Here is a 21766-nt window from a genome sequence, read left to right as displayed (position 1 = left end):
AGTTTTTATGACTTATCCGAACCTTTTAGATCGTTTTTTGACCTACGTTAAGGTCAATACGCGATCTGACGAACACTCTACTACTACTCCAAGTACGCAAAGCCAGGTAGATTTTGCGACTAACGTTCTTATTCCTGAAATGAAACGTGTCGGTCTGCAAAACGTCTACTACCTTCCAAATGGTTTTGCTATTGGTACCTTACCAGCTAATGATCCTAGCTTAACACGCAAGATTGGCTTCATCTCCCACATGGACACAGCTGACTTTAATGCTGAGGGAGTTAATCCGCAAGTCATCGAAAATTACGATGGTGGAGCTATCGACTTAGGAGATTCTGGTTTTAAACTCGATCCGGCCGACTTCAAGAGCCTTGAGAAATATCCAGGCCAAACACTCATCATAACCGATGGCACGACCTTGCTGGGTGCTGATGACAAGTCAGGGATTGCTGAGATTATGACTGCTATTGAATATCTGACTGCTCATCCCGAAATCAAACACTGTGAGATTCGAGTTGGTTTTGGTCCAGATGAAGAAATTGGCGTTGGAGCTAACAAGTTTGATGCAGAAGACTTTGACGTTGACTTTGCCTATACTGTTGATGGTGGTCCGCTAGGAGAACTTCAGTACGAGACTTTCTCAGCAGCTGCTGCTGAGCTTCATTTCCAAGGGCGCAATGTCCACCCTGGTACTGCAAAGGGTCAAATGGTCAATGCCCTTCAGCTAGCAATTGATTTTCATAATCAACTTCCTGAGAATGACCGACCTGAACTAACAGATGGTTACCAAGGTTTCTATCATCTTATGGATGTGTCAGGTAGTGTCGAGGAGGCGCGTGCAAGCTACATCATTCGCGATTTTGAAAAGGATGCCTTTGAAACACGTAAAGCAGCTATGCAGTCTATTGCTGACAAGATGAATCAAGAACTTGGGAATGATCGCGTGACCTTGACTCTGACTGACCAGTACTACAATATGAAGGAAGTCATTGAGAAAGACATGACACCCGTTACCATTGCTAAAGCTGTTATGGAAGATTTAGGTATCACGCCAATTATAGAACCAATTCGTGGTGGAACAGATGGGTCTAAGATTTCCTTTATGGGAATTCCAACTCCAAATATCTTTGCTGGTGGTGAAAACATGCATGGACGTTTTGAATACGTCAGCCTTCAAACTATGGAGCGTGCGGTGGATACCATCATTGGCATTGTATCTTATAAAGACTAAAAAAGACGAGGTAGCTCAGCTACTTCGTCTTTCTTTTTATTCATTTGGTTGAGCACTTGTCTCAGACTCACTTTGCGCTTGCTTTTCTGTTGGTTTAGAAGTAGCTGTTTCACTGTCTTTCTCAGACTTAGATTGGCTGCCAGTTTCACTTGCTTTTGAACGAAGTTCTTGGTTCAAGCTAATGATTTCTTTAGCTAGAGTGAGGAGGCCTTCTTTATCACTGCTTTTGGCTGCAAGTTGATCAAAAAGGGCATCGACACGTTCAAAGTCAGCATCGGATCCTTTGTTATCCTCTAAGTACTTGTGAAGAGAGAGCAAGACATTATAGAGTTTTTGGTAGATGATCACCGTTTGTGGATCTTGTTCCGCTTCTTTTTTCTCTCGTTGGATAGTCGCTGCAATACGATTCAAGAGATCCTCAAGTTGTGTTTTAGCTTCGTCAAGGTCTGCATTTTCCTTTTCAGTAGCCGCTTTGATATTAGCTGCTTCTTCAGCTAGGGATTGTTTGACACCATCTTCTTTGACACGTGCTAGGAGTTGGGCAGCTTTAGTTAGGAGAGCATCCACTTCTTCCTTCTTAACATGGCTAACCCGCTCTTCTGGCATAAAATCACCGTAGAGTTCTTTTAAGAATTCATAGATGGCAGTCTTAGCAGTTTGACTATCTACTTTTTCCGTATCTAGAATAGTCTTACCAGCTTTTGTAGAAACTGGTTCTTCTTTGAGAGCTTCTTCTACTTCTAGCTTAGTTTGGTAAATAGTTGGGAATAGCTTGTTCAAGTCGGTTGCTTTGAGGAAAGATTGTGACTGGTAAAGTTCCCATGTCAACTTGGCAACACGGTTCCGAAGTTCTTCTCTCAAACGACCATCAGATACATGTTCATAGAAATACTTGATGTACTCTACTGTTGTAACCCCTGTTCGATCTCGGAAATCTTGCAAGGCCTGCAGTTTCGCTTCAATCGCAGCCAACTCTGTCTCATCCTGTGCTAGTTTTGCTTCCTGCAAATGTACCAAAAGATCTTTCTTAGGCAAGCCATAAGTATCTGTATCCAATGTATTGATCTTATCTACTAGGGCTTGGTACTTCTTATCTAAAGGTGAAGTTTCAACCGGTGCCACACTTTGATCCACATGGATGTATTGTTTATCAAAGAGATCCAAGGCTGCTAGATATCCAGCAGTTGAGTTTGTTGCCAGTTTTTTCATATTTTCGGTGAATTGCCCCAAAGCAAGTTCAACACGTCTCTGCATGATTGGCTGGTCTTTGTAGAGACTTCTGCTATCTGCTAACAGTTGATCCACTTTAGATAGAACTGTTTGTTCATCAAACGCTCCAGGTTGATAGGTCGATTGTAGGGCCGGAATCTTATTTTTCAAAGCTACTTCATAGCCCTTGGTTTGAACCTTGATGTAGTGATTGTGGTCTCCGTGAGGAATCACAAAACTACTATTTTCTACTTGCAAACTATAAGGAGATACCCCATCACGTAGTGCAGTCGTATACAGTTCATTTAGGAAATCCAGTTCTGGATTTCCAGTTTGGAGAGGAATACGAACATGTTCTTTTCGAACGGCATAGGGATGGATATGGGTTGGATCATAGGCTTGATCCGGATTTCCAAAGACAAAGAATCCATTTGAAATACGAATCGCTTCGAGCGGAACCCCGTAGGTCTGTGAGATATACTTGATTTTTTCTTCATCGCTAGCATCTCTTGAGAAACTTTCCACAGTCTTTGCAAGTGGTTGAACGTGCTGAGGCTGATGATTTTCTTTCAAGTGATTTTGGGCAGCTTTGATTTGGGCTGCAGTCAAGTCCTTCTTAAAGAAATAATGAGCGTGATCTCCATGAGAAACTACAAACCCTTGCTCATCTTCACTAATAACTCGGTCAGCTGCAAAACTATGATCATGTTCTTCACCGTGGTGATGGTCATGCTCCTCTCCATCATGGTCATGATCTTCATGGTTGGTATCCTGGCTTCCATGGTCACCGTCTTGGTCATAAGAATGATTTGGCTGAGCTGGATGCTCTGCTGGTTTGCTTGGATTTTCTAAAGGTGTTGGCTTCCCACTGTCGCTAGATAAAGGAATCATACGCGCAATCTTTTCTTCCAATGCAGAAAGCTTTGTATACGGAATGAAATGATAGTGATTTCCATGAGGAATCGCTACGCCACTTGGTGTTCTGCTTGCAATCTTAGCAGGGTCAAAAATCAAGCCATCTGATTCAGCATAACGTTGATTACTTGGAAGAGCATAGAGTTGCTGCAATAGACTCTGAAGGCTCTCTTCTGGTTTGCTTGGTGTTTCAGCTTCTTGACTCAGATTGCTAGTTTGACTAGTTGTGTTTGAACTCGGACGATAGTCAGTCACACTTGCTTGTTTTCTAGTTCCAGAGAGGTAGGCTTGGGCAGCAGCCAATTCGCTAGCAGACAAGGAACTCTTTGGAATGTAGTGGTAATGTCCACCGTGAGGAACGATGTAAGCATCACCAGTATCCTCTATAATATCAGTTGGATTAAAGATGTAGCCATCATCTGTAGTATAACGGCCTTGAGATTGAGCAAGTGCCACTGCACTGTTAGAAGTTGGTGCATCGTGAGTATGACCTTGTTTTTGGCGCTCAATTTCGTCCTTCGTACGAATATTATCAGCATGAGCCGCATCTTTAAGGTAAACATAATACTTACCATCCACCTTGATAATATAGCCACCCTTGATTTCGTTGACAATATCAGCGTCTTTCAGTTGATAATTGGCATCTTTCATCAACAGTTCTTCGCTGAAAATAGCGTCAAAAGGAACTTTACCATTGTAATAATGGAAATGATCACCATGTGAAGTCACATAACCTTGATCGGTGATTTTCACAACAATTTGTTCAGCCTGAATGTCTTCTTTTTTGCTAACTTGATCTGGTGTCTGATTCTCTGTTTTTTGAGTGTCTTGCTTCCCATCGACATAAGACACACGGTTATTATCTTTTTTTCCTTCTACCTGGTGTTGGTTCAATGCATAGATGCAAAGGCTTAGGGAAAGGACAAGAGCCGATCCTGCTACAATATATTTCTTCTTCATTTTTATCATCTCCTCATTTTAATTCTTCTGCAAGAACATTCATATTTTCTTCTAGATTTTCTAAGTAAGTTTTGTCATTTTCAGGATCTGCTTCTAAAGGATTGAGGGTCTTTAGGCTAACTCCTGTTGATTTGACCAAAGTCTCAGCGACTTTAGAAGAAGCATTGCTCTCAGTAAAGATGGTTTTAACCTTATAGGTCTTAACGAATTCCTGAATTTCTGTTAGTTGTCTCGGACTTGGTTCTTGTTCAGGGGAAATCCCTGCTATACCAAGTTGTTTCAAACCAAAGCGTTTAGCGAGATAAGAAAAGGCTGTGTGTTGTGTAACAAAGGTCTTTTGACTCGCTTTTTCAAAAATAGGCTGGTACTTCTTAGTCAATTCTTGGGCTTTAGCGATAAAGTTTTTAGCATTCTTTTGATACGTTTCCTTATTAGAACTATCAATCTCCGAAAGTTTGTCAGCGATAATCTGAGCTTCTTCACCTGCTTTTTCTGGATCTAACCAAGTGTGAGGGTCGTAGAGTGTTTTTTCATCAATACCGTCACCAGCTTCTACATCTTCTAAACCTGGAACACGCTCCAAGGTCATTCCTTCAGAAGCTTCTAAAACCTTAACTTTTGAGTTTTTCAAGTTAGGATCTAGACTTCCAGCCCAAGATTCGAGCGTATGAGAGTGGTAGACAAAGACATCTGCGTCATAGATAGCAGCAATGTCATTTGCTGACGGTTCAAAGGAGTGAATCCCACTACTTGACTGAATCATCCGTACATCATTCAAGTCCCCTGATACCTCTTTGACCATGGCATAGATAGGGTAAAAACTTGTTACAATCTTCATCCCTTTTGCTTCTTGTTTTTCTTTTTGGCTACATGCTCCTAAGACAAGAACCAGCAGACTTGCCACTAATAATAGAAATGTTCTTTTTTTCATCATTACTCCTTAACTAGTATTTAACCATTTAATTAACTAGTAAATAGTTTATCTTTATTTACACCATATGTCAAGATATTTTACATATTTTCATGAAAAAAATGAGAACTAGAACTTACATTCTGTTCTCATTTTCGATTTTAACTTTTCTAGTTCTCCTATCCTGTTTTTAGGATCTAGAAAATGCTTCTACCTTTACTTGCTCTCCTTTAATAAAGCCAACAACTTTTCAGCATCAGCCATAATGGTATTGTTATCCTGAGCACCAAATAGCAGGTTATTTTTTAAGCCAGTGAGAGTTTCTTTGGCATTGGACTTGATAATGGGGTCTTGGATCTTTGCAAGTAACGCTTCAGCCTCTTTCAACTTCGCTTCAACCTTTTCAGTCTCGACCTGAGGTTCTTCTGGTTCCTTTGGTGATTCTTCTTCCGGCTCCTCAGTTGGTTTTGGAGATTCTGGTTTCTCACTTTGAGGCTTCTCTTCGCGTGGCTTTTCTTCCTCAGGTTTGTCTGTCCGAGGTTTCTCCTCTGATGGTTTTTCCGTTTGATTGTTATCAGCTTGACCATTTTGGTTTCTTTGAACATGGTCACTTGCATTGCCCCAACCACTATCTGAATGCGGACGTTCGTTTGGATGTTCGACATAGTACTTGACAGTCGCAAAGAGATCTTCTAGACTATACCCCTTAGGTGCCTCATAAAGTCCTTCGTCAAACCACTCAAATTTGATGTTATGGTAATGATCATAATGAGGAATGATTAAACTACCGTTTTTAACTTCCACGGTATGTTGGAGATTGTAAGGCATACGATCAAGTGGCACCTTCTTAGCCGCTTTCACGCGATTGTAGATAGCTTCTGCTCCTTTAGCATCCGTATTTCCTGAACCCTGATGATCTGTTGAAGGAGGAGTCAAACCTTTCTCTTTAGCATAAGCCTGGGCTGCCGCTCTTTCGGCTTCAGAAAAACTATCTTTCTTAATCCAATGACTGTGGGTCATATGTGGAGTTACATAGGCATCCCCCTCATCACTGGTGATATCACGAGGATCAAAGATATAGCCATCTTCTGTTGTATACTTGCCTGCCAACTTGGCTACCTGAATCTCATCATCAGTGTAGGCAATTTGCGCATTTGGTTTTCCTAGACGTTCTGGATGACGAATCGGTGCTAGAAAGGCCAAGATATCATCCACCAACTTGACTTTATCACTTGAGGCATCATTGAGACGTTCCAACAGTTTATCCAAAGTGTCAAATTCAGCTTGACGCCCTTTATTAGCAAGTAAGTCTTGATGAATTCTTGCTAGCAAGTCATAAGCCTTATTGTAAAATCCTCGATCACCAGATGGGAGGTTGGTTTTCTTAGCTCCGAGTTTATGAGACAAACTTTCTTGCTTGGCTAGTTTACTATCAATGGCTGCTGCAGTTTCTGCTGAAAGTTCCTTGGCAGGAATATAACGAGAGATTCCATTCTCCTCAAATACATAGCCATCAGCTACTTTTCGAATCACCTGTTTAACCAATTTTTCATCAATTGGATTGCTTGGAGTTGGTTGAGGAGTTGGTGCAGGTTGTGGGCTTGGACTAGGTTCCGGAGTCGGTTGTGGACTTGGTTGTTCTGGTCTTGAATCCGGCACCCTATGGCTCGAACTGTACTGTAGAGGAATAATACGAGCGATTCGTTCTTCCAATTCAGACATCTGTGTATAAGGGATGAAATGGTAATGGTTCCCATGAGGCACAGCAACTCCTCTAGCTGTTCGACTTGTAATCTGTGCTGGGTCGAAGACAAGGCCATCAGATTCTACGTGTCGTTGGCTGAGCGGCAAGGCGTAAAGTTGTTTCAGAAGGCTATCAATATCCTCATCACTTTGACTTGCTTGACTATCGTCACTACTGTTGTTAGATGTGTTCGTGTTCGTATAGCCACTGCCTTGGTTATTATAGGATGGGCTCCATCTATCTACATCGCTGCTAGCACTGTTGTTATTGGTACGGCGATAAGTAGGCGCCTTTGATTGGCCACTTCTACCAGATAGAAAGGCTTCCGCAGCAGCCAATTCGCTGGCTGATAACTCGCTCTTAGGAATGTAATGGTAATGGTCGCCATGAGGAACGATATAAGCATCACCAGTATCTTCAATGATATCGGATGCATTAAAGATGTAACCATCATCTGTGGTGTAGCGTCCCTGTGAACGTGCCAAGGCTACCGCACCATCGTTTGCTGAAGTCCCTCTTTCACGATGCTGACTATGTTCTTGTTTTTGCCGATTGATTTCTTCTTTTGTACGGACATTATCCGCATGGGATGCGTCCTTAAGGTAAACATAGTATTTTCCATCTACCTTGATAACATAACCGCCCTTGATTTCACTGACAATATCCTCGTCCTTGAGCTGGTAGTTTGGATCCTTCATCAGCAACTCTTCACTGATGATGGCATCATAAGGAACCTTACCATTGTAATAATGATAGTGGTCGCCATGTGAAGTGACATAGCCTTGGTCTGTTATCTTGATAACGATTTGCTCCGCATTGATGCCTTCTTTCTTGCTAACCTCATCAGGAGTCAGATTCTCCGTTTTTTGCGCCGCTTGTTTTCCATCTATATAGGAAACACGATTATTTTCCTTAACAGTTCTGGCTTGATACAGTCCCAACTCATAAGAACAGACACTTAAAATTAAAGCCGCCGCAGAACCAGCTAGGTATTTTTTATTAATTTTCATCGAAACTCTCTTTCTTTTTTAATATTTCTATTTGCAATTCATTTCTAAATTGCAGAAACTCCTCTCTATTGCTTAACTGGTTAATAGTTTACTCCTAAATTTGCAACTTGTCAAGAATTTTATGAACCAGTTAAGTATTTTTTTATTCTTCACCGCTACTTTCTCTAGAATGGACTTTATATAAAAAAGATTTTCTTGAAAATTCTTTAAAAAAAATCCCTGCAACTGAGTTGCAAGGACTTTTCGATTAATCAAAATTAACGTATTCTTTTTGAAGTTCAAGAACTTCTTCCATTGTTGAACATTCTGTAAGGGCACGGTTTGCGTACTCTTCCATCTTAGCTGTATCGAGTTTCTTCATCAAGCTACGTGTACGAAGGACAGATGTTGCTGACATAGAGAACTCATCCAAGCCCATTCCGACAAGAAGTGGAACAGCCTGTTGGTCACCAGCCATCTCACCACACATACCAGCCCATTTACCTTCAGCGTGAGCTGCTTTGATAACGTTGTTAATCAAACGAAGGATTGATGGGTTGTATGGTTGGTAAAGGTATGAAACTTGTTCGTTCATACGGTCTGCTGCCATTGTGTATTGGATCAAGTCGTTTGTACCAATTGAGAAGAAGTCAACTTCTTTAGCAAATTGGTCTGCAAGCATTGCTGCTGCTGGGATTTCGATCATGATACCAACTTGGATATTATCCGCAACTGCAACACCTTCAGCAAGAAGGTTTGCTTTTTCTTCATCAAAGACTGCTTTCGCTGCACGGAATTCTTTCAAGAGCGCAACCATTGGGAACATGATACGCAATTGACCGTGAACAGACGCACGAAGAAGGGCACGGATTTGTGTGCGGAACATAGCATCTCCAGTCTCAGAGATAGAGATACGAAGGGCACGGAATCCAAGGAATGGGTTCATTTCGTGAGGCATATCAAAGTAAGGAAGTTCCTTATCTCCACCGATATCCATTGTACGAACGACAACAGGTTTACCGTTCATTCCTTCAAGTACAGCCTTGTAAGCTTCGTATTGCTCGTCTTCAGTTGGGAAGTCTTGAGAATCCATGTACAAGAACTCTGTACGGTAAAGACCAACAGCTTCAGCACCGTTGTCATTGACACCTTCAACGTCTTTTGGAGTACCGATGTTGGCAGCCAATTCAAAGTGTTTGCCATCAGCAGTCACTGTTTGTGCATCTTTCAAGAGAGCCCATTCAGCTTTTTGTTTCGCATAAGCTTCACCAGCAGCCTTGAATTCAGCCGCTTGCTCATCAGTTGGATTGATAATAACCTCACCTGTGATACCGTTAACGGCAAGAATATCACCGTCTTTAACGATTTCAGTGATGTTGTTTGTTCCCAATACTGCTGCAATTTCAAGTGTACGCGCCATGATAGCAGAGTGGCTTGTACGTCCACCAATGTTGGTTACAAAAGCTTTTACAAAGTTTTTGTCCAATTGAGCTGTATCTGAAGGAGTCAAGTCATGCGCAATCACAATCACTTCTTCATTGATAGAAGCTGGGTTTGGCAATTTTTTACCAAGGAGGTTGGCCAATACACGTTTTGTCACGTCGCGGATATCCGCAGCGCGTTCTTGCATGTATGGGTTGTCTTCCATGCCTTCAAAGATAGTGATAAACATGTCTGTTACTTCTTTCAGACCTGCTTCTGCATTCACTTTCTTCGCACGGATTGTTTCCTTGATTTGGCTGATCATTTCTGGGTCAGCAAGAACCATTAAGTGAGCGTCAAAAACTTGAGCTGCTTCTTCACCGAGCGTACCTACTGCTTTCTCGCGAATAACAGAAAGCTCGTCTTGTGATGCCTGTAGAGCGGCATCAAGGCGAGCTTCTTCTGCGTTTGTATCTTCGACTGTAATAGTCTCAAATGACAAATCCGGTTGAACGAGTAGATATGCTTTTGCAACTGCAACACCGTCAGATGCTGCGATTCCTTTAAGCATTTCTGTCATTTTCCTTATGCCAATCCTTCTTTTTCCATAGTTTCAGTGATAGCAGCGATTGCGTCGTCAGCATCTGCACCTTCAGCTGAAATTGTAACGTCAGCACCTTGGCCGACACCAAGACTCATAACACCCATGATAGATTTAAGATTTACTGATTTACCTTTGTATTCAAGAGTGATATCTGAAGCAAATTTGCTAGCTGTTTGAACCAACAATGTTGCTGGACGCGCGTGAATACCTGTTTCTGCCACTACGTGGAAATCTTTAGAAGCCATAGTTTGACTCTCCTTTAGTTATTTCTTTTTTGAGTTATATGTGATAACCCTTACAAGACTGTATTATATCACCTTCTAGATAATTTTTCAAGTATTTTATGGACTTTTACTGAAAATGAAATTACTTCTTTTTCTATTAAATGAGCACTCTAGTAACTAAATAGCATATCTAAACACTAATTGTTCAAAGAATGTCATCATCAAAATTCAATTTTCAAAGCTATTTTCCCTTAATACCAATCAGAGGACAATCCTAGTAAATAATGAAATAATACTATTTAACTATAATTAATATAACTCAGTAAATCCATTATTTGAAAAGACTTCATCAAATCCTGAAATTCTAAAACCTACTCTTACCATCAACAGTAGAGAATTTATCCAATTTGCTACTTAAAGTAAAATAAGTTTGTAGCCCCTAACAGTAAAAAGGTAGATATATCTAAGTGGTATAAGTAGAACTAAAACTTTGATTGATTCCATTCAAATAAAGTATCCAACCAATCAAAAACGACATTATGGGCGAGTCTTAGATTATTGACTTGGCAATGAGCGTCCGCACCACTTTCCGCCTCAAATACTTGAAGTTTAGTTTGTTGATTTTTAGATTTAAGTTCTTCATAAATCACCTTAGTTTGATGCTGCAGTTCAGCACCCTCACCCTTTCCCATGATAAAAAGGCATGGGCATTGAATTTTTTGGTAATCCACAATCTTTGCATGGTTAAATACATCATCAATAGCACTCTTAAAATCAGAAGTACCAAACTGCCATGCATACTTTTTAAGATTTAAATTTGCTGATTCATTCCAATTTCCAGCTAATTTTAAAATGGCATTTATTAACCAACTAGGTGCTTTCAAACTTGATCCAAATTCTTTTCTGAAAAGTTCTACAACGTCGTAAATAGGGGTACTAGCAATCCAAGCATGAATTCTTGGATCCTTTTCGACAGCTTGTGCAGTAAAATATCCCCCTCCGCTGACACCATAAATAGCTAAATAATTTAGTTTAGGATTTCTATTTTCCAACCAGTCTATGCATAATGAAATTGGAATAGAAGCATCCACATCAAAGACCAGCCCTCTACTAGGATTGCTCCCTTGACCAGGAAGATCAACCATTAAAACATTATAATTTCGTATCCATCCAGGATATCCTGCAAAGTAAAATAAATCTTCGCGATAAGTATCACCTCCACCAATCATGATTATCGTTGGGCAATTATCGTCGCTATGAAGATAATAACCAGGCAAGTAAGAACCCTGATAGGGAATAGTTAATTTTTCAATCGGTGCACCTAGTGAATGAATTGCACTAGAAAACACCTTCTCCATTTGACGAACGGTCGGTAAATACTCTTCAGAAAATGGATCGGTAAATTGGATTGCCGAGCGAAGTGAGTAGGTCTGTGCAAGATAATACTGCGCCTTTGTTTGTTCACTCAATCCTGAATTACTTGCTTCTTGTTCAAGGTAGTTTACATGCGATAAAAATACATTTTTCCAGTCATCAGGCTTTGGTGAGTTCCCCAATCTTTGAGCAAGATAATAAAGCTCTCCATGAGAGAAACCAAAAATTTCACCGATTCCTAACAACCAATTGAAGAAAAAATCCGTATCACCATTCTTAAAAAATATTTGAGTCGATTGCCGTTTTAAAATAACATCATTTTCTTTCACCACGCGCCTCCTAATTCTGTGTTCTTTCATTCATTTAATCTAATTATAATCTGATAACATTCTCTATCAAACAAAAGCATTCAGATATCCATTTTTTAATCTTATAATCACAGATAGTGTATCACATAAAATGAACTTTTTCAAACATTGTATTTATATACTCCTTATGAAAGGATACGAAACTCATAAGTATCCTATATAAAATTAACCAATGATCCATTTTTATGAATACATCATAATCTGTCATTTCCACTTTGGTTATATTTTAGATATTCTAATACAAAATATTGGGACATCTTGTGTAGAAAATTTCTTTTTTTCGTAAATATTACAGTTTCTATTTTATTAAAGTATTGTCTCAGCTAGACTTATTCCTGTTCTTACGATTTTTGCTATTTTCTTCGTTTTCCTTTCTGATAACTTGCTGAAAATCTTCTATTTATCTTACCAATATACAGTATATAGTTTTTTTGTTTTGATAAACTTTGATAGTTCAATGAAAACCCAATTTTACACTCTGACAAAACACTATATCTTGTGCTTTGTTTTTGAAACTGTAACTTTTTAGCACAAGATTTAGTTTAAAAAGTTTGACAAAGTTTTTTTTTCTGATATACTAAGAAAGTAATCTATTTTGAAAGAGGAGTTACGAAAATGGTAACCGTTTATTCTAAAAACAACTGTGTCCAATGTAAGATGACCAAGCGTTTCTTGGACAGCAACAATGTCGCTTATCGTGAGATCAATCTCGACGAGCAACCAGAGTACATCGATCAAGTTAAAGAGCTCGGTTTCAGCGCAGCTCCTGTTATCCAAACACCAACTGAAGTCTTTTCAGGCTTCCAACCAGGAAAACTGAAACAATTAGCATAATCTTAGTACATCATCCAGAAGAGATTGCTTCTAGGGCTAACTTAGAGGCCTTTCTTTTGTAATTAGATAAAGGAAATTTTATGGGATTAAAACATCTTGAGGACGTAACTTACTTCCGTCTCAATAACGAAATCAACCGTCCTGTCAATGGACAAATCATGCTTCATAAAGATAAGGAAGCCTTGGATGCCTTCTTTAAAGAAAATGTAGTTCCAAATACCATGGTTTTTGATTCAATTACTGATAAAATCAACTACCTTATTGAACATAACTACATCGAAACTGCATTTCTCAAGAAATACCGTCCAGAGTTTTTGGAAGAATTGCATCAATTTATCAAGGACCAAAACTTCCAATTCAAATCATTCATGGCTGCCTATAAGTTTTACAACCAGTATGCCTTGAAGACTAATGACGGTGAATATTACCTTGAAAGTATGGAAGACCGTGTCTTCTTTAACGCGCTTTATTTTGCTGACGGGGATGAAGCGATTGCGACTGATATTGCCAATGAAATCATCCACCAACGCTATCAACCAGCTACTCCTTCCTTCTTGAATGCTGGTCGTGCTCGTCGTGGAGAGTTGGTATCTTGTTTCTTGATTCAAGTAACTGATGACATGAACTCTATCGGACGTTCCATCAACTCAGCTCTCCAACTTTCACGTATCGGTGGTGGTGTGGGAATTTCCCTCAGCAACCTTCGTGAAGCTGGAGCTCCTATCAAAGGTTATGAAGGTGCTGCTTCTGGTGTCGTACCAGTTATGAAGCTTTTTGAAGACAGCTTCTCTTACTCAAACCAACTCGGGCAACGTCAAGGTGCTGGGGTTGTCTACCTCAACGTCTTTCACCCAGATATCATCGCTTTCCTTTCAACTAAGAAAGAAAATGCCGATGAAAAAGTTCGTGTTAAGACCCTCTCACTTGGAGTTGTGGTGCCCGATAAATTCTACGAATTAGCTCGTAAAAATGAAGAAATGTATCTCTTTAGCCCTTACTCTGTAGAGCTTGAGTATGGTGTACCGTTCAACTACATCGACATCACTGAGAAATATGATGAATTGGTTGCAAATCCAAATATCCGCAAGACAAAAATCAAGGCGCGTGATTTGGAAACTGAAATTTCTAAATTGCAACAAGAGTCTGGTTACCCTTATGTAGTCAACATTGATACAGCCAACCGTGCTAATCCCGTTGATGGTAAGATTATCATGAGTAACTTGTGCTCTGAGATTCTTCAAGTTCAAGAACCAAGCTTGATCAACGATGCTCAAGAATTCCTTCAAATGGGAACGGACGTTTCATGTAACCTTGGTTCAACCAACGTTGTCAACATGATGACTTCACCTGACTTTGGTCGTTCTATCCGTGCGATGGTTCGTGCTTTGACTTTCGTTACAGATAGTTCACACATCGTAGCTGTTCCTACTATCGACCACGGAAACAGTTTGGCTCACACCTTTGGTCTTGGTGCCATGGGACTTCATAGTTACCTTGCCCAACAACTGATTGAGTACGGATCACCTGAGTCAATTGAATTTACAAGCATCTACTTTATGCTTATGAACTACTGGACCTTGGTAGAATCTAATAACATCGCGCGCGAACGTGGTATCACCTTCCACAACTTTGAAAAATCAGACTATGCTAATGGAAGCTACTTTGACAAGTATGTGACAGGCGAGTTTGTTCCAAAATCAGACCGTGTTAAAGAACTCTTTAAAGATGTCTTTATCCCAAGTGCTGCTGACTGGGCTGAACTTCGCGAAAAGGTTCAAGCAGATGGTCTTTATCACCAAAACCGTCTAGCTGTTGCTCCAAATGGTTCTATCAGCTACATCAACGATGTTTCTGCTTCTATCCACCCGATTACGCAACGCATTGAAGAACGTCAAGAAAAGAAAATCGGTAAGATCTACTACCCAGCTGCAGGTTTGTCAACAGATACTATCCCTTACTACACTTCTGCTTACGACATGGATATGCGTAAGGTGATTGATGTTTACGCTGCTGCAACAGAACACGTGGACCAAGGGCTTTCACTCACCCTCTTCATGCGTAGCGACATTCCAAAAGGTCTTTACGAATGGAAAAAAGAAAACAAACAAACGACACGTGACTTGTCTATCCTTCGTAACTATGCCTTTAACAAGGGTATCAAGTCTATCTACTACGTCCGTACCTTTACAGATGATGGTGGAGAAGTCGGTGCTAACCAATGTGAAAGTTGTGTGATTTAATTTTTATCTGAAGCAACCACATTTTCTCAGACTACTGATTAAATTACCCGCCAGACAAAACTTGATAAGTATCTTAATACTATGAAAAACTAAAAAGTCGGTCTTCCGACTTTTTGTGCGATACTCTTCTCAGACTATGATAAAATAGAGATGATTTGACAATCGCATTATTACATACAGAAAGAGATTTCAAATGGAAACTTACTACAAAGCCATTAACTGGAATGCCATCGAAGATGTCATCGACAAATCAACTTGGGAAAAGCTGACGGAGCAATTCTGGCTCGATACGCGTATCCCCTTGTCAAATGACCTAGACGACTGGAGAAAACTATCAAACAAAGAAAAAGACTTGGTTGGAAAAGTCTTTGGTGGTTTGACCCTTTTGGATACCATGCAATCTGAAACAGGGGTTCAGGCGCTTCGCTCAGACATCCGTACACCGCATGAAGAAGCTGTTTTTAACAACATCCAATTTATGGAATCTGTCCACGCAAAATCTTACTCTTCTATCTTTTCGACCTTGAACACCAAGGCCGAAATCGAAGAAATCTTTGAATGGACCAACACTAACCCCTACCTACAAAGAAAAGCAGAAATTATCAATGAAATCTACCTCAATGGTAGCCCACTTGAAAAGAAAGTTGCCAGTGTTTTCCTTGAAACTTTCCTCTTCTACTCTGGTTTCTTTACACCGCTTTACTATCTTGGTAACAACAAACTGGCCAACGTTGCGGAAATCATCAAACTGATCATCCGTGATGAGTCTGTTCATGGAACTTATATTGGTTACAAATTCCAACTTGGTTTCAATGAATTACCTGAAGAAGAGCAAGAAAAACTCAAAGAATGGATGTACGACCTGCTCTACACTCTCTACGAAAACGAAGAGGGCTATACAGAAAGCCTCTATGACGGTGTTGGCTGGACTGAGGAAGTTAAAACCTTCCTTCGTTACAATGCCAATAAGGCCCTTATGAACCTAGGACAAGATCCACTCTTCCCAGATTCAGCTGATGATGTCAACCCAATCGTTATGAACGGAATCTCAACAGGAACTTCTAATCACGACTTCTTCTCTCAAGTCGGAAATGGTTACCTCCTTGGTGAAGTTGAAGCCATGCAAGACGAGGATTACAACTACGGTTTAGACTAATTTGGCCGATCATTCAGAATATCATGGTTTGTTTAAAACAACCATGATATTTTTGTTTTTGTTTTATTTTGTTTTTTTCTATTTGATTGATTGAGCGTTTTATGGTAAGATAATAATAGTAGAAATCGAGGTGATAAGGATGCTAAAGCAAGAAAAACTAGATAGTATTCTAGAAGCAGTAAACACAAAAGGCACTATTACTGTAAAAGAGATTATGGAGAGTCTTGATGTATCAGATATGACAGCTCGCCGCTACTTACAAGAATTGGCAGATAAAGATTTGCTGGTTCGTGTGCATGGTGGTGCTGAAAAACTTCGTACAGGTTCTCTATTAAACAACGAACGCTCAAACGTCGAAAAACAAGGCTTGCAGATTGCTGAAAAACAAGAAATTAGCCGTTTTGCCGGTCATTTGATTGACGAAGGTGAAACCATTTTTATCGGACCAGGAACAACCTTAGAATGTTTTGCTCGTGAGCTCCCTATAGATAATATTCGTGTTGTAACAAACAGCCTTCCTGTTTTTCTCATCCTAAACGAACGAAAACTAACAGATTTGATTTTGATTGGTGGAAATTATCGCTCTATCACTGGAGCTTTTGTGGGAACACTTACCCTGCAGGATTTAGCCAATCTTCAGTTTTCTAAAGCTTTTGTAAGTTGTAATGGTATCAAGGATAAAGCTATTGCTACTTTCAGTGAAGAAGAGGGCGAGGTTCAACGAATCGCCTTGAACAATGCCAATAAAAAATACTTACTGGCAGACCACAGCAAGTTTAATAAGTTTGATTTTTACACTTTCTACAATATCTCAGAGATTGATACCATCGTTTCAGATTCCAAACTGAGTCAGGAAACATTTGAAGATTTGTCGAAACAAACAACCATTCTTTTATCAAAACCATAAAAATTCCCCTGCCTTTTGGCGGGGAATTTTTGTTGAATTTTATTCAATAAGTTGTGTCTCAGCTAGTTTCTTGTACCAGTGAGCTGATTTCTTAGGATAACGCTCCTGGGTTTCAAAATCAACATAGAAGAGACCGTAACGTTTTTCATAACCGTTTGACCATGAGAAGACATCCATCAATGACCAGATGAAGTATCCTTTTACATTAGCTCCATCTGCAATCGCATCAGACAAAACTTCCAAGTGTTGCTTCACGTAATCAATACGACCATCATCGTAAACAGTGTTATCAACAAACTCATCTTTATAGCCGAGACCATTTTCAGTAATGTAAATCTTCTTGTAGTTAGGATAATCTTTCTTCACACGCATGATTTGGTCATACAAACCTTGAGGGTAGATAATCCAATCCCAATCCGTACGTGGTACATAATCAGGAGCTACACGACGACCAACGCCTTTGATTTGGTATTTAGAGCTTCCTTTCTCACCCTTCCCATTGTGGATGATTTCAGTTTCTCCATCAAAGGCTTCCATCCAGTCACTCATATAGTAATTGATTCCAAGGAAATCATTCAAGTCTTTTGCAGCTTCTAATACTTCGAAATCTTCTTCACGAAGATCTAAGCTACCACCATTGGCAGCCAAGATAGCCTCTACCCCTGCCAGGGTCTTTTCAGAGTAGTGACCCAGATAAGTTGCATCCAAGATAAATTTATTATGGATAATGTCCTCCAACTCTGCCGCAATAACATCTGCAGGATTTTCAGGATCAAGTGGGTACTTGGTTGGGAGAGCGTGCACGACACCAATTTCCCCTTTATAGCCTTTCTCTTTGTACAATTTTACCGCGCGTGCATGAGACACCATCATATTGTGGTGCGATTGGAAAACTTTGGCAAGATCGTACTGGATACCTGGAGGGAATTTCCCAACCAAATACTGACCATCTCCTATCGGCCCAATTTCATTAAAGGTTGTCCAATAGTTTACTTCTGGGAATTCTTCAAAACAGAAAGCCGCGTAGTCTACAAAGTGTTCAATGTTTTCACGGTTTAAGAAGTCTCCATTTGAATGTAGAGCTTCTGGCGTGTCAAAGTGATGGAGAGTCACGAAGGGCTCAACATGCCTCTTGTGGCACTCTGCAAATAGATTATGATAGAACTCAACTCCCTTGGCATTGACTTTCCCGTAACCAGTTGGAAAGATACGTGACCTAGCGATTGAAATACGGATACCATTGACACCATACTCTTCTGCTAGTTTGAGGTCAACTGGGTATTTGTGGTAGAAATCACTGGCTGGCTCAGCAGTGTACCAGTAGTTATCTTTGAGGTATTTGTCCCAGGCAACTGGTCCTTTACCATCAGTATTGGTAGCACCTTCTGCTTGATAGGCTGCTGTTGCCCCGCCAAAAATAAAGTCTTTTGGAAGTGTTTTTGTCATTTGATTCACCTTTCAAGAAATAGAAATGAGATGGAGATAGAGTTGGGAGGAATTCCTCCATCTCACTTCTTCGCTATTTACATTTTATTCTTCGAACTGCGCTTGAACAAAGGCAAGAGCGCCTTTTCCATCGCGAGTCAATTTAATGTATTGGCCACCTTCTGTCTTAGCAAGTTTGATACCAAGTTTGTCGGTTTCGGCCTTCATGTCTTCAAAGTTTGAAGCAACTTGAGGAGCAAGGATAACCAGATCAAACTCAGGCAACATTTCACGGTGAGCACCATAGCCACCAGCTGCTGCTTTAACAGGAACCTTGTACTCTGCAGCTGCCTTGTTTAGAGCATTTGCAAGGAGGCCACTTGTTCCTCCGCCTGCACAAAGAACGAGAACATTAGTTTCTTCAGTGATTGTGTTTTGCGCTGCTTCTACACCTGCTTTTTCAAGAATCGCATCTGCTTTGGCAGTATTGAAGTTTGCAGCTACTTTTTCTTTTAATTCATCATTGGCTTTACCAGAACGTTCTTCTTCTAGAATTTGTTCATCATAAACCTTGAGGAATGGATAGTAAATGGCTACGTCTACAAGAATTAACAAAGCAGCAAGTACAAATGACAAGAATTGGAAGTTTGTACCGAGAACAATACCGAGCGGACCTGGTGTTGTCCAAGGAAGGTTGGCTGTAAATGAGTTCATGCCAAGCGTTTCAATGAAGAATTTAAAGATCCATACGTTGGCAATTGGCGCAAAGATAAATGGAATAAAGAAAATTGGGTTCAAGACAAGTGGTGCACCAAACAGGATTGGTTCGTTTACACCAAAGAAAGTTGGAACTACTGAAGCACGTCCGATTGCACGGTTACGTTTTGATTTTGTTAACCACATGAACATGAATGGAACAACCAGTGTCGCACCAGTACCACCCATGGTAACGATAAACATTTGTGTACCAGAAGTAAGAATCTTATCTGCATGCATCCCTTGTTGGAGAAGGTTCAAGTTGACCTCAGCATTTGCATAGGTAATAGCTGCGATTGCAGGTTCGACGATTGAAGGACCGTGGATACCAACAAACCAGAAGAAGGCAAAGGCCCCAAAGATAATGGTAATACCTAGATAACCATCAGCAGCAGAGAATAATGGTGCAAAGAATTTTCCAATTGATTCAGCTACGCTTGCACCAACAAAATGACGAGCTAGTAAATCAAGAGCATAAAGAGAAACCACTGATAGAGTGAATGGAATCACATCTTTAAATACTTGTGAGATATTTGGTGGAACTTCGTCAGGCATACGAATAGTGACGTTGTTCTTAACACAAACCTTATAGATGGCTACAGTAACAAAGGCAGCAAGGAAGGCTGAAAGCAACCCTTTTGTCCCCAAGAATCCAGTAGCTAGGCCATTTTCGATAGGATCAGCTGCCAACATCAACAAACCAACAATTGCTGCCAACAATGTTGACATATAGTTGATTTGATTGGTTTTCTCCATGCTACGGTTTACTGAGTCGGTCAATGACTTAGCTGTTGTACCAGCTACCAAGAGAGCTAGAATCCCCATTGAATAGCTATAAGGTTTCATAAGGAGATTAACAACATCATCAGACCATTTAAAGCCCCATGAGTTTGGTACAAAAGCAATCAAGATAAAGATACTTGAGAAGAGAATAACGGGCATACCAGCAATGAAACCATCACGAATAGCACGAAGATAGATATTACGAGACAGTTTTTCAAAGAAAGGCTTCCCTTTCTCGATAAATGAAATTAGTTTGTTCATTACTTAACTCCTCTCTTATAGAGTTCGATTAAATGGTGCATCAAATCTTTGAGCAAGATAGTTGTCATCAAGTGGTCTTGGCCATGCATCATGGTTACACTATAAGCTAAGTCCTCACCAGCTGCTTCCTTAGTCAATAGACTTGTTTGCGCGTGGTGTGCCTCAGCGATGCAACCACCTGCTTCCTCCACGAGAGTATCCGCTTTCGCGAAATCACCAGCTTCAGCAGCCTTCAAGGCTTCCAATAGTTTTGATCGAGCATCGCCAGCATAGGCAACAATTTCAAAACCTAACAATGTTACTTCTTCTCTATTCATGATAGAATTCTCCTTATGTATTTTTAATTAAATTTTTATGACAATAAACGTTGGATATGTAGAACTAGATAAACTCGTTCACTTTTATACAAATCAAGACCCGTATATTGCGTAATCACATCATAGATCTTGGAACCAATCTCGAACGCTTTTGGATAGGATTGTTTAATATGATCTTCCATATCCAGAAGTGATTGGTTATCATCTCTAGATCTGTCTAAATAATCCAAGAAATAATTCAAATGAATCATAAAACGATCATAGAAATGATTATTCTCTTTGGTTCGTTGAATTGCATAACCCTTTAGCACTTCTTCGACATTCCTGAGAATTTCTTTCCTCTTATCAATCGACTCAACCACTTGAACTTCATTCTCCCCTTCGGCATTGATGAAATGATAAGCGATCCGAATAATTTCATCCTCAGGGAAATGATCTGTCAACTTCTGACGATAGATTTCAAAGGCTTCCTTTGCGATTTGAAAAGCGACAGGATACTTAGTGGAAATATCTGGCAGATTACTATCCTTGTACCTTCCTTGTGTTAGAGCTTGATAAGAACAGTAAATATGATCTGTCAAGGTCACATAGAGATACTCTTGAATCGGATAATGATATTTCTTTGATAGCTTATCAATAAGCTCATAGGTCACTGTGATAAAATCAAGCGGAACATCTTTGAGCAGAGACATAAAGTTTTCCCTGGACTCTTCTGTCTTCATCCGAAAGATTTTCTCAACTTGTTCTTCAGCAATCAAATCCCCCTTCTTTTTCCCAAATGCAATCCCCTTACCAATCACAATCACCTCTTCTCCTTTGTCATTTCTGACAAGCGAGACATTGTGATTCATTGGGTTTAGAATTCGATACATGTCAACCTCCTTTTATATCTTAAAGGTATATGAGTACAAAAAATGACCACAAATGAACTAGAAAATCCTTTGATTTCTAATCCACCTGTGATCATGCCTAATATTACTTAGTAACACTCACCTTGTATTAACTTGTGATTTAAGTATAGCACAAGTAAGTTTTTTTGTAAACCTTTACATTCAACTTTTTTTAAAATTTTTATTTAGATCAATGTTCCTAAGATTAGGGGGAAAACTTATACACGTTCAGTCCATGAAGTCGCTG

At 39.9% G+C, this 21766-nt stretch carries 15 protein-coding genes; 5 read left to right on the top strand and 10 right to left on the bottom strand.

Going from position 1 to position 21766, the window contains the following annotated elements; all coding sequences use genetic code 11:
- Positions 1 to 7: 7 nt before the first annotated feature.
- Complete coding sequence (pepT, locus tag HMPREF2766_RS04000) at positions 8 to 1231, top strand: peptidase T (RefSeq protein ID WP_070567873.1); 1224 nt, start codon at positions 8 to 10, stop codon at positions 1229 to 1231.
- A 36-nt stretch (positions 1232 to 1267) separates the two neighbouring features.
- Here pepT and HMPREF2766_RS03995 read toward each other — a convergent pair whose 3' ends face one another.
- The 6 genes from HMPREF2766_RS03995 to HMPREF2766_RS03965 all read right to left on the bottom strand — a co-directional run bounded on the left by HMPREF2766_RS03995 (position 1268) and on the right by HMPREF2766_RS03965 (position 11911).
- Complete coding sequence (locus HMPREF2766_RS03995; RefSeq protein WP_070567871.1) at positions 1268 to 4315, bottom strand: pneumococcal-type histidine triad protein; 3048 nt, start codon at positions 4313 to 4315, stop codon at positions 1268 to 1270.
- 13 nt (positions 4316 to 4328) lie between these two features.
- Positions 4329 to 5246, bottom strand: a complete 918-nt coding sequence (locus HMPREF2766_RS03990; RefSeq protein WP_070567869.1) for a metal ABC transporter solute-binding protein, Zn/Mn family — start codon at positions 5244 to 5246, stop codon at positions 4329 to 4331.
- Positions 5247 to 5441: 195 nt separating this feature from the next.
- Complete coding sequence (locus tag HMPREF2766_RS03985; protein WP_070567867.1) at positions 5442 to 7979, bottom strand: pneumococcal-type histidine triad protein; 2538 nt, start codon at positions 7977 to 7979, stop codon at positions 5442 to 5444.
- A 247-nt stretch (positions 7980 to 8226) separates the two neighbouring features.
- Positions 8227 to 9960 (bottom strand): phosphoenolpyruvate--protein phosphotransferase, encoded by a 1734-nt coding sequence (ptsP, locus tag HMPREF2766_RS03975; protein WP_041170815.1) that lies wholly within the window; start codon positions 9958 to 9960, stop codon positions 8227 to 8229.
- Between the two features lie 5 nt (positions 9961 to 9965).
- Entirely contained in the window at positions 9966 to 10229 is a 264-nt protein-coding gene (locus tag HMPREF2766_RS03970) for a phosphocarrier protein HPr (RefSeq protein WP_000146948.1), read from the bottom strand.
- Between the two features lie 461 nt (positions 10230 to 10690).
- Positions 10691 to 11911, bottom strand: coding sequence for an alpha/beta hydrolase family protein (locus HMPREF2766_RS03965; RefSeq protein WP_070567865.1), 1221 nt, complete (start codon positions 11909 to 11911; stop codon positions 10691 to 10693).
- Between the two features lie 654 nt (positions 11912 to 12565).
- Here HMPREF2766_RS03965 and nrdH point away from each other — a divergent pair.
- The 4 genes from nrdH (at position 12566) to HMPREF2766_RS03945 (ending at position 17087) form a co-directional block, all read left to right on the top strand.
- Positions 12566 to 12784, top strand: coding sequence for a glutaredoxin-like protein NrdH (nrdH, locus tag HMPREF2766_RS03960; RefSeq protein WP_000259240.1), 219 nt, complete (start codon positions 12566 to 12568; stop codon positions 12782 to 12784).
- 80 nt (positions 12785 to 12864) lie between these two features.
- Complete coding sequence (nrdE, locus tag HMPREF2766_RS03955) at positions 12865 to 15024, top strand: class 1b ribonucleoside-diphosphate reductase subunit alpha (RefSeq protein ID WP_049484412.1); 2160 nt, start codon at positions 12865 to 12867, stop codon at positions 15022 to 15024.
- Between the two features lie 193 nt (positions 15025 to 15217).
- Positions 15218 to 16180 (top strand): class 1b ribonucleoside-diphosphate reductase subunit beta, encoded by a 963-nt coding sequence (nrdF, locus tag HMPREF2766_RS03950; RefSeq protein WP_000451378.1) that lies wholly within the window; start codon positions 15218 to 15220, stop codon positions 16178 to 16180.
- Positions 16181 to 16319: 139 nt separating this feature from the next.
- Positions 16320 to 17087, top strand: a complete 768-nt coding sequence (locus tag HMPREF2766_RS03945) for a DeoR/GlpR family DNA-binding transcription regulator (RefSeq protein ID WP_042902319.1) — start codon at positions 16320 to 16322, stop codon at positions 17085 to 17087.
- 39 nt (positions 17088 to 17126) lie between these two features.
- Here HMPREF2766_RS03945 and lacG read toward each other — a convergent pair whose 3' ends face one another.
- The 4 genes from lacG to HMPREF2766_RS03925 all read right to left on the bottom strand — a co-directional run bounded on the left by lacG (position 17127) and on the right by HMPREF2766_RS03925 (position 21501).
- On the bottom strand, positions 17127 to 18533 hold the full coding sequence (gene lacG / locus HMPREF2766_RS03940) for a 6-phospho-beta-galactosidase (RefSeq protein WP_070567863.1): 1407 nt from the start codon (positions 18531 to 18533) through the stop codon (positions 17127 to 17129).
- Positions 18534 to 18617: 84 nt separating this feature from the next.
- Positions 18618 to 20312: a lactose-specific PTS transporter subunit EIIC gene (locus HMPREF2766_RS03935; protein WP_070567861.1), complete on the bottom strand. Its 1695-nt coding sequence runs from the start codon at positions 20310 to 20312 to the stop codon at positions 18618 to 18620.
- Positions 20312 to 20629, bottom strand: a complete 318-nt coding sequence (locus HMPREF2766_RS03930) for a PTS lactose/cellobiose transporter subunit IIA (protein ID WP_001078327.1) — start codon at positions 20627 to 20629, stop codon at positions 20312 to 20314. Before HMPREF2766_RS03930 ends, HMPREF2766_RS03935 begins: the two co-directional genes overlap by 1 nt.
- A gap of 35 nt (positions 20630 to 20664) precedes the next feature.
- Positions 20665 to 21501, bottom strand: coding sequence for a PRD domain-containing protein (locus HMPREF2766_RS03925; RefSeq protein ID WP_070567860.1), 837 nt, complete (start codon positions 21499 to 21501; stop codon positions 20665 to 20667).
- Between the last annotated feature and the right edge of the window lie 265 nt (positions 21502 to 21766).

This window comes from Streptococcus sp. HMSC076C08 (assembly GCF_001810825.1).
Classification (GTDB): domain Bacteria; phylum Bacillota; class Bacilli; order Lactobacillales; family Streptococcaceae; genus Streptococcus.
Note: the sequence above shows the minus strand (reverse complement) of the source record. Positions and strands in the feature narration are given on the sequence as shown.

Excerpts from the sequence above, each read along its gene's own strand:
- nrdE (WP_049484412.1), top strand. The coding sequence starts at position 12,865 with ATGGGATTAAAACATCTTGAGGACGTAACTTACTTCCGTCTCAATAAC.
- HMPREF2766_RS03970 (WP_000146948.1), bottom strand. The coding sequence starts at position 10,229 with ATGGCTTCTAAAGATTTCCACGTAGTGGCAGAAACAGGTATTCACGCG.
- ptsP (WP_041170815.1), bottom strand. The coding sequence starts at position 9,960 with ATGACAGAAATGCTTAAAGGAATCGCAGCATCTGACGGTGTTGCAGTT.
- pepT (WP_070567873.1), top strand. The coding sequence starts at position 8 with ATGACTTATCCGAACCTTTTAGATCGTTTTTTGACCTACGTTAAGGTC.
- HMPREF2766_RS03935 (WP_070567861.1), bottom strand. The coding sequence starts at position 20,312 with ATGAACAAACTAATTTCATTTATCGAGAAAGGGAAGCCTTTCTTTGAA.
- HMPREF2766_RS03990 (WP_070567869.1), bottom strand. The coding sequence starts at position 5,246 with ATGAAAAAAAGAACATTTCTATTATTAGTGGCAAGTCTGCTGGTTCTT.
- HMPREF2766_RS03945 (WP_042902319.1), top strand. The coding sequence starts at position 16,320 with ATGCTAAAGCAAGAAAAACTAGATAGTATTCTAGAAGCAGTAAACACA.
- HMPREF2766_RS03925 (WP_070567860.1), bottom strand. The coding sequence starts at position 21,501 with ATGTATCGAATTCTAAACCCAATGAATCACAATGTCTCGCTTGTCAGA.
- HMPREF2766_RS03985 (WP_070567867.1), bottom strand. The coding sequence starts at position 7,979 with ATGAAAATTAATAAAAAATACCTAGCTGGTTCTGCGGCGGCTTTAATT.
- nrdH (WP_000259240.1), top strand. The coding sequence starts at position 12,566 with ATGGTAACCGTTTATTCTAAAAACAACTGTGTCCAATGTAAGATGACC.
- HMPREF2766_RS03995 (WP_070567871.1), bottom strand. The coding sequence starts at position 4,315 with ATGAAGAAGAAATATATTGTAGCAGGATCGGCTCTTGTCCTTTCCCTA.
- lacG (WP_070567863.1), bottom strand. The coding sequence starts at position 18,533 with ATGACAAAAACACTTCCAAAAGACTTTATTTTTGGCGGGGCAACAGCA.
- HMPREF2766_RS03930 (WP_001078327.1), bottom strand. The coding sequence starts at position 20,629 with ATGAATAGAGAAGAAGTAACATTGTTAGGTTTTGAAATTGTTGCCTAT.
- nrdF (WP_000451378.1), top strand. The coding sequence starts at position 15,218 with ATGGAAACTTACTACAAAGCCATTAACTGGAATGCCATCGAAGATGTC.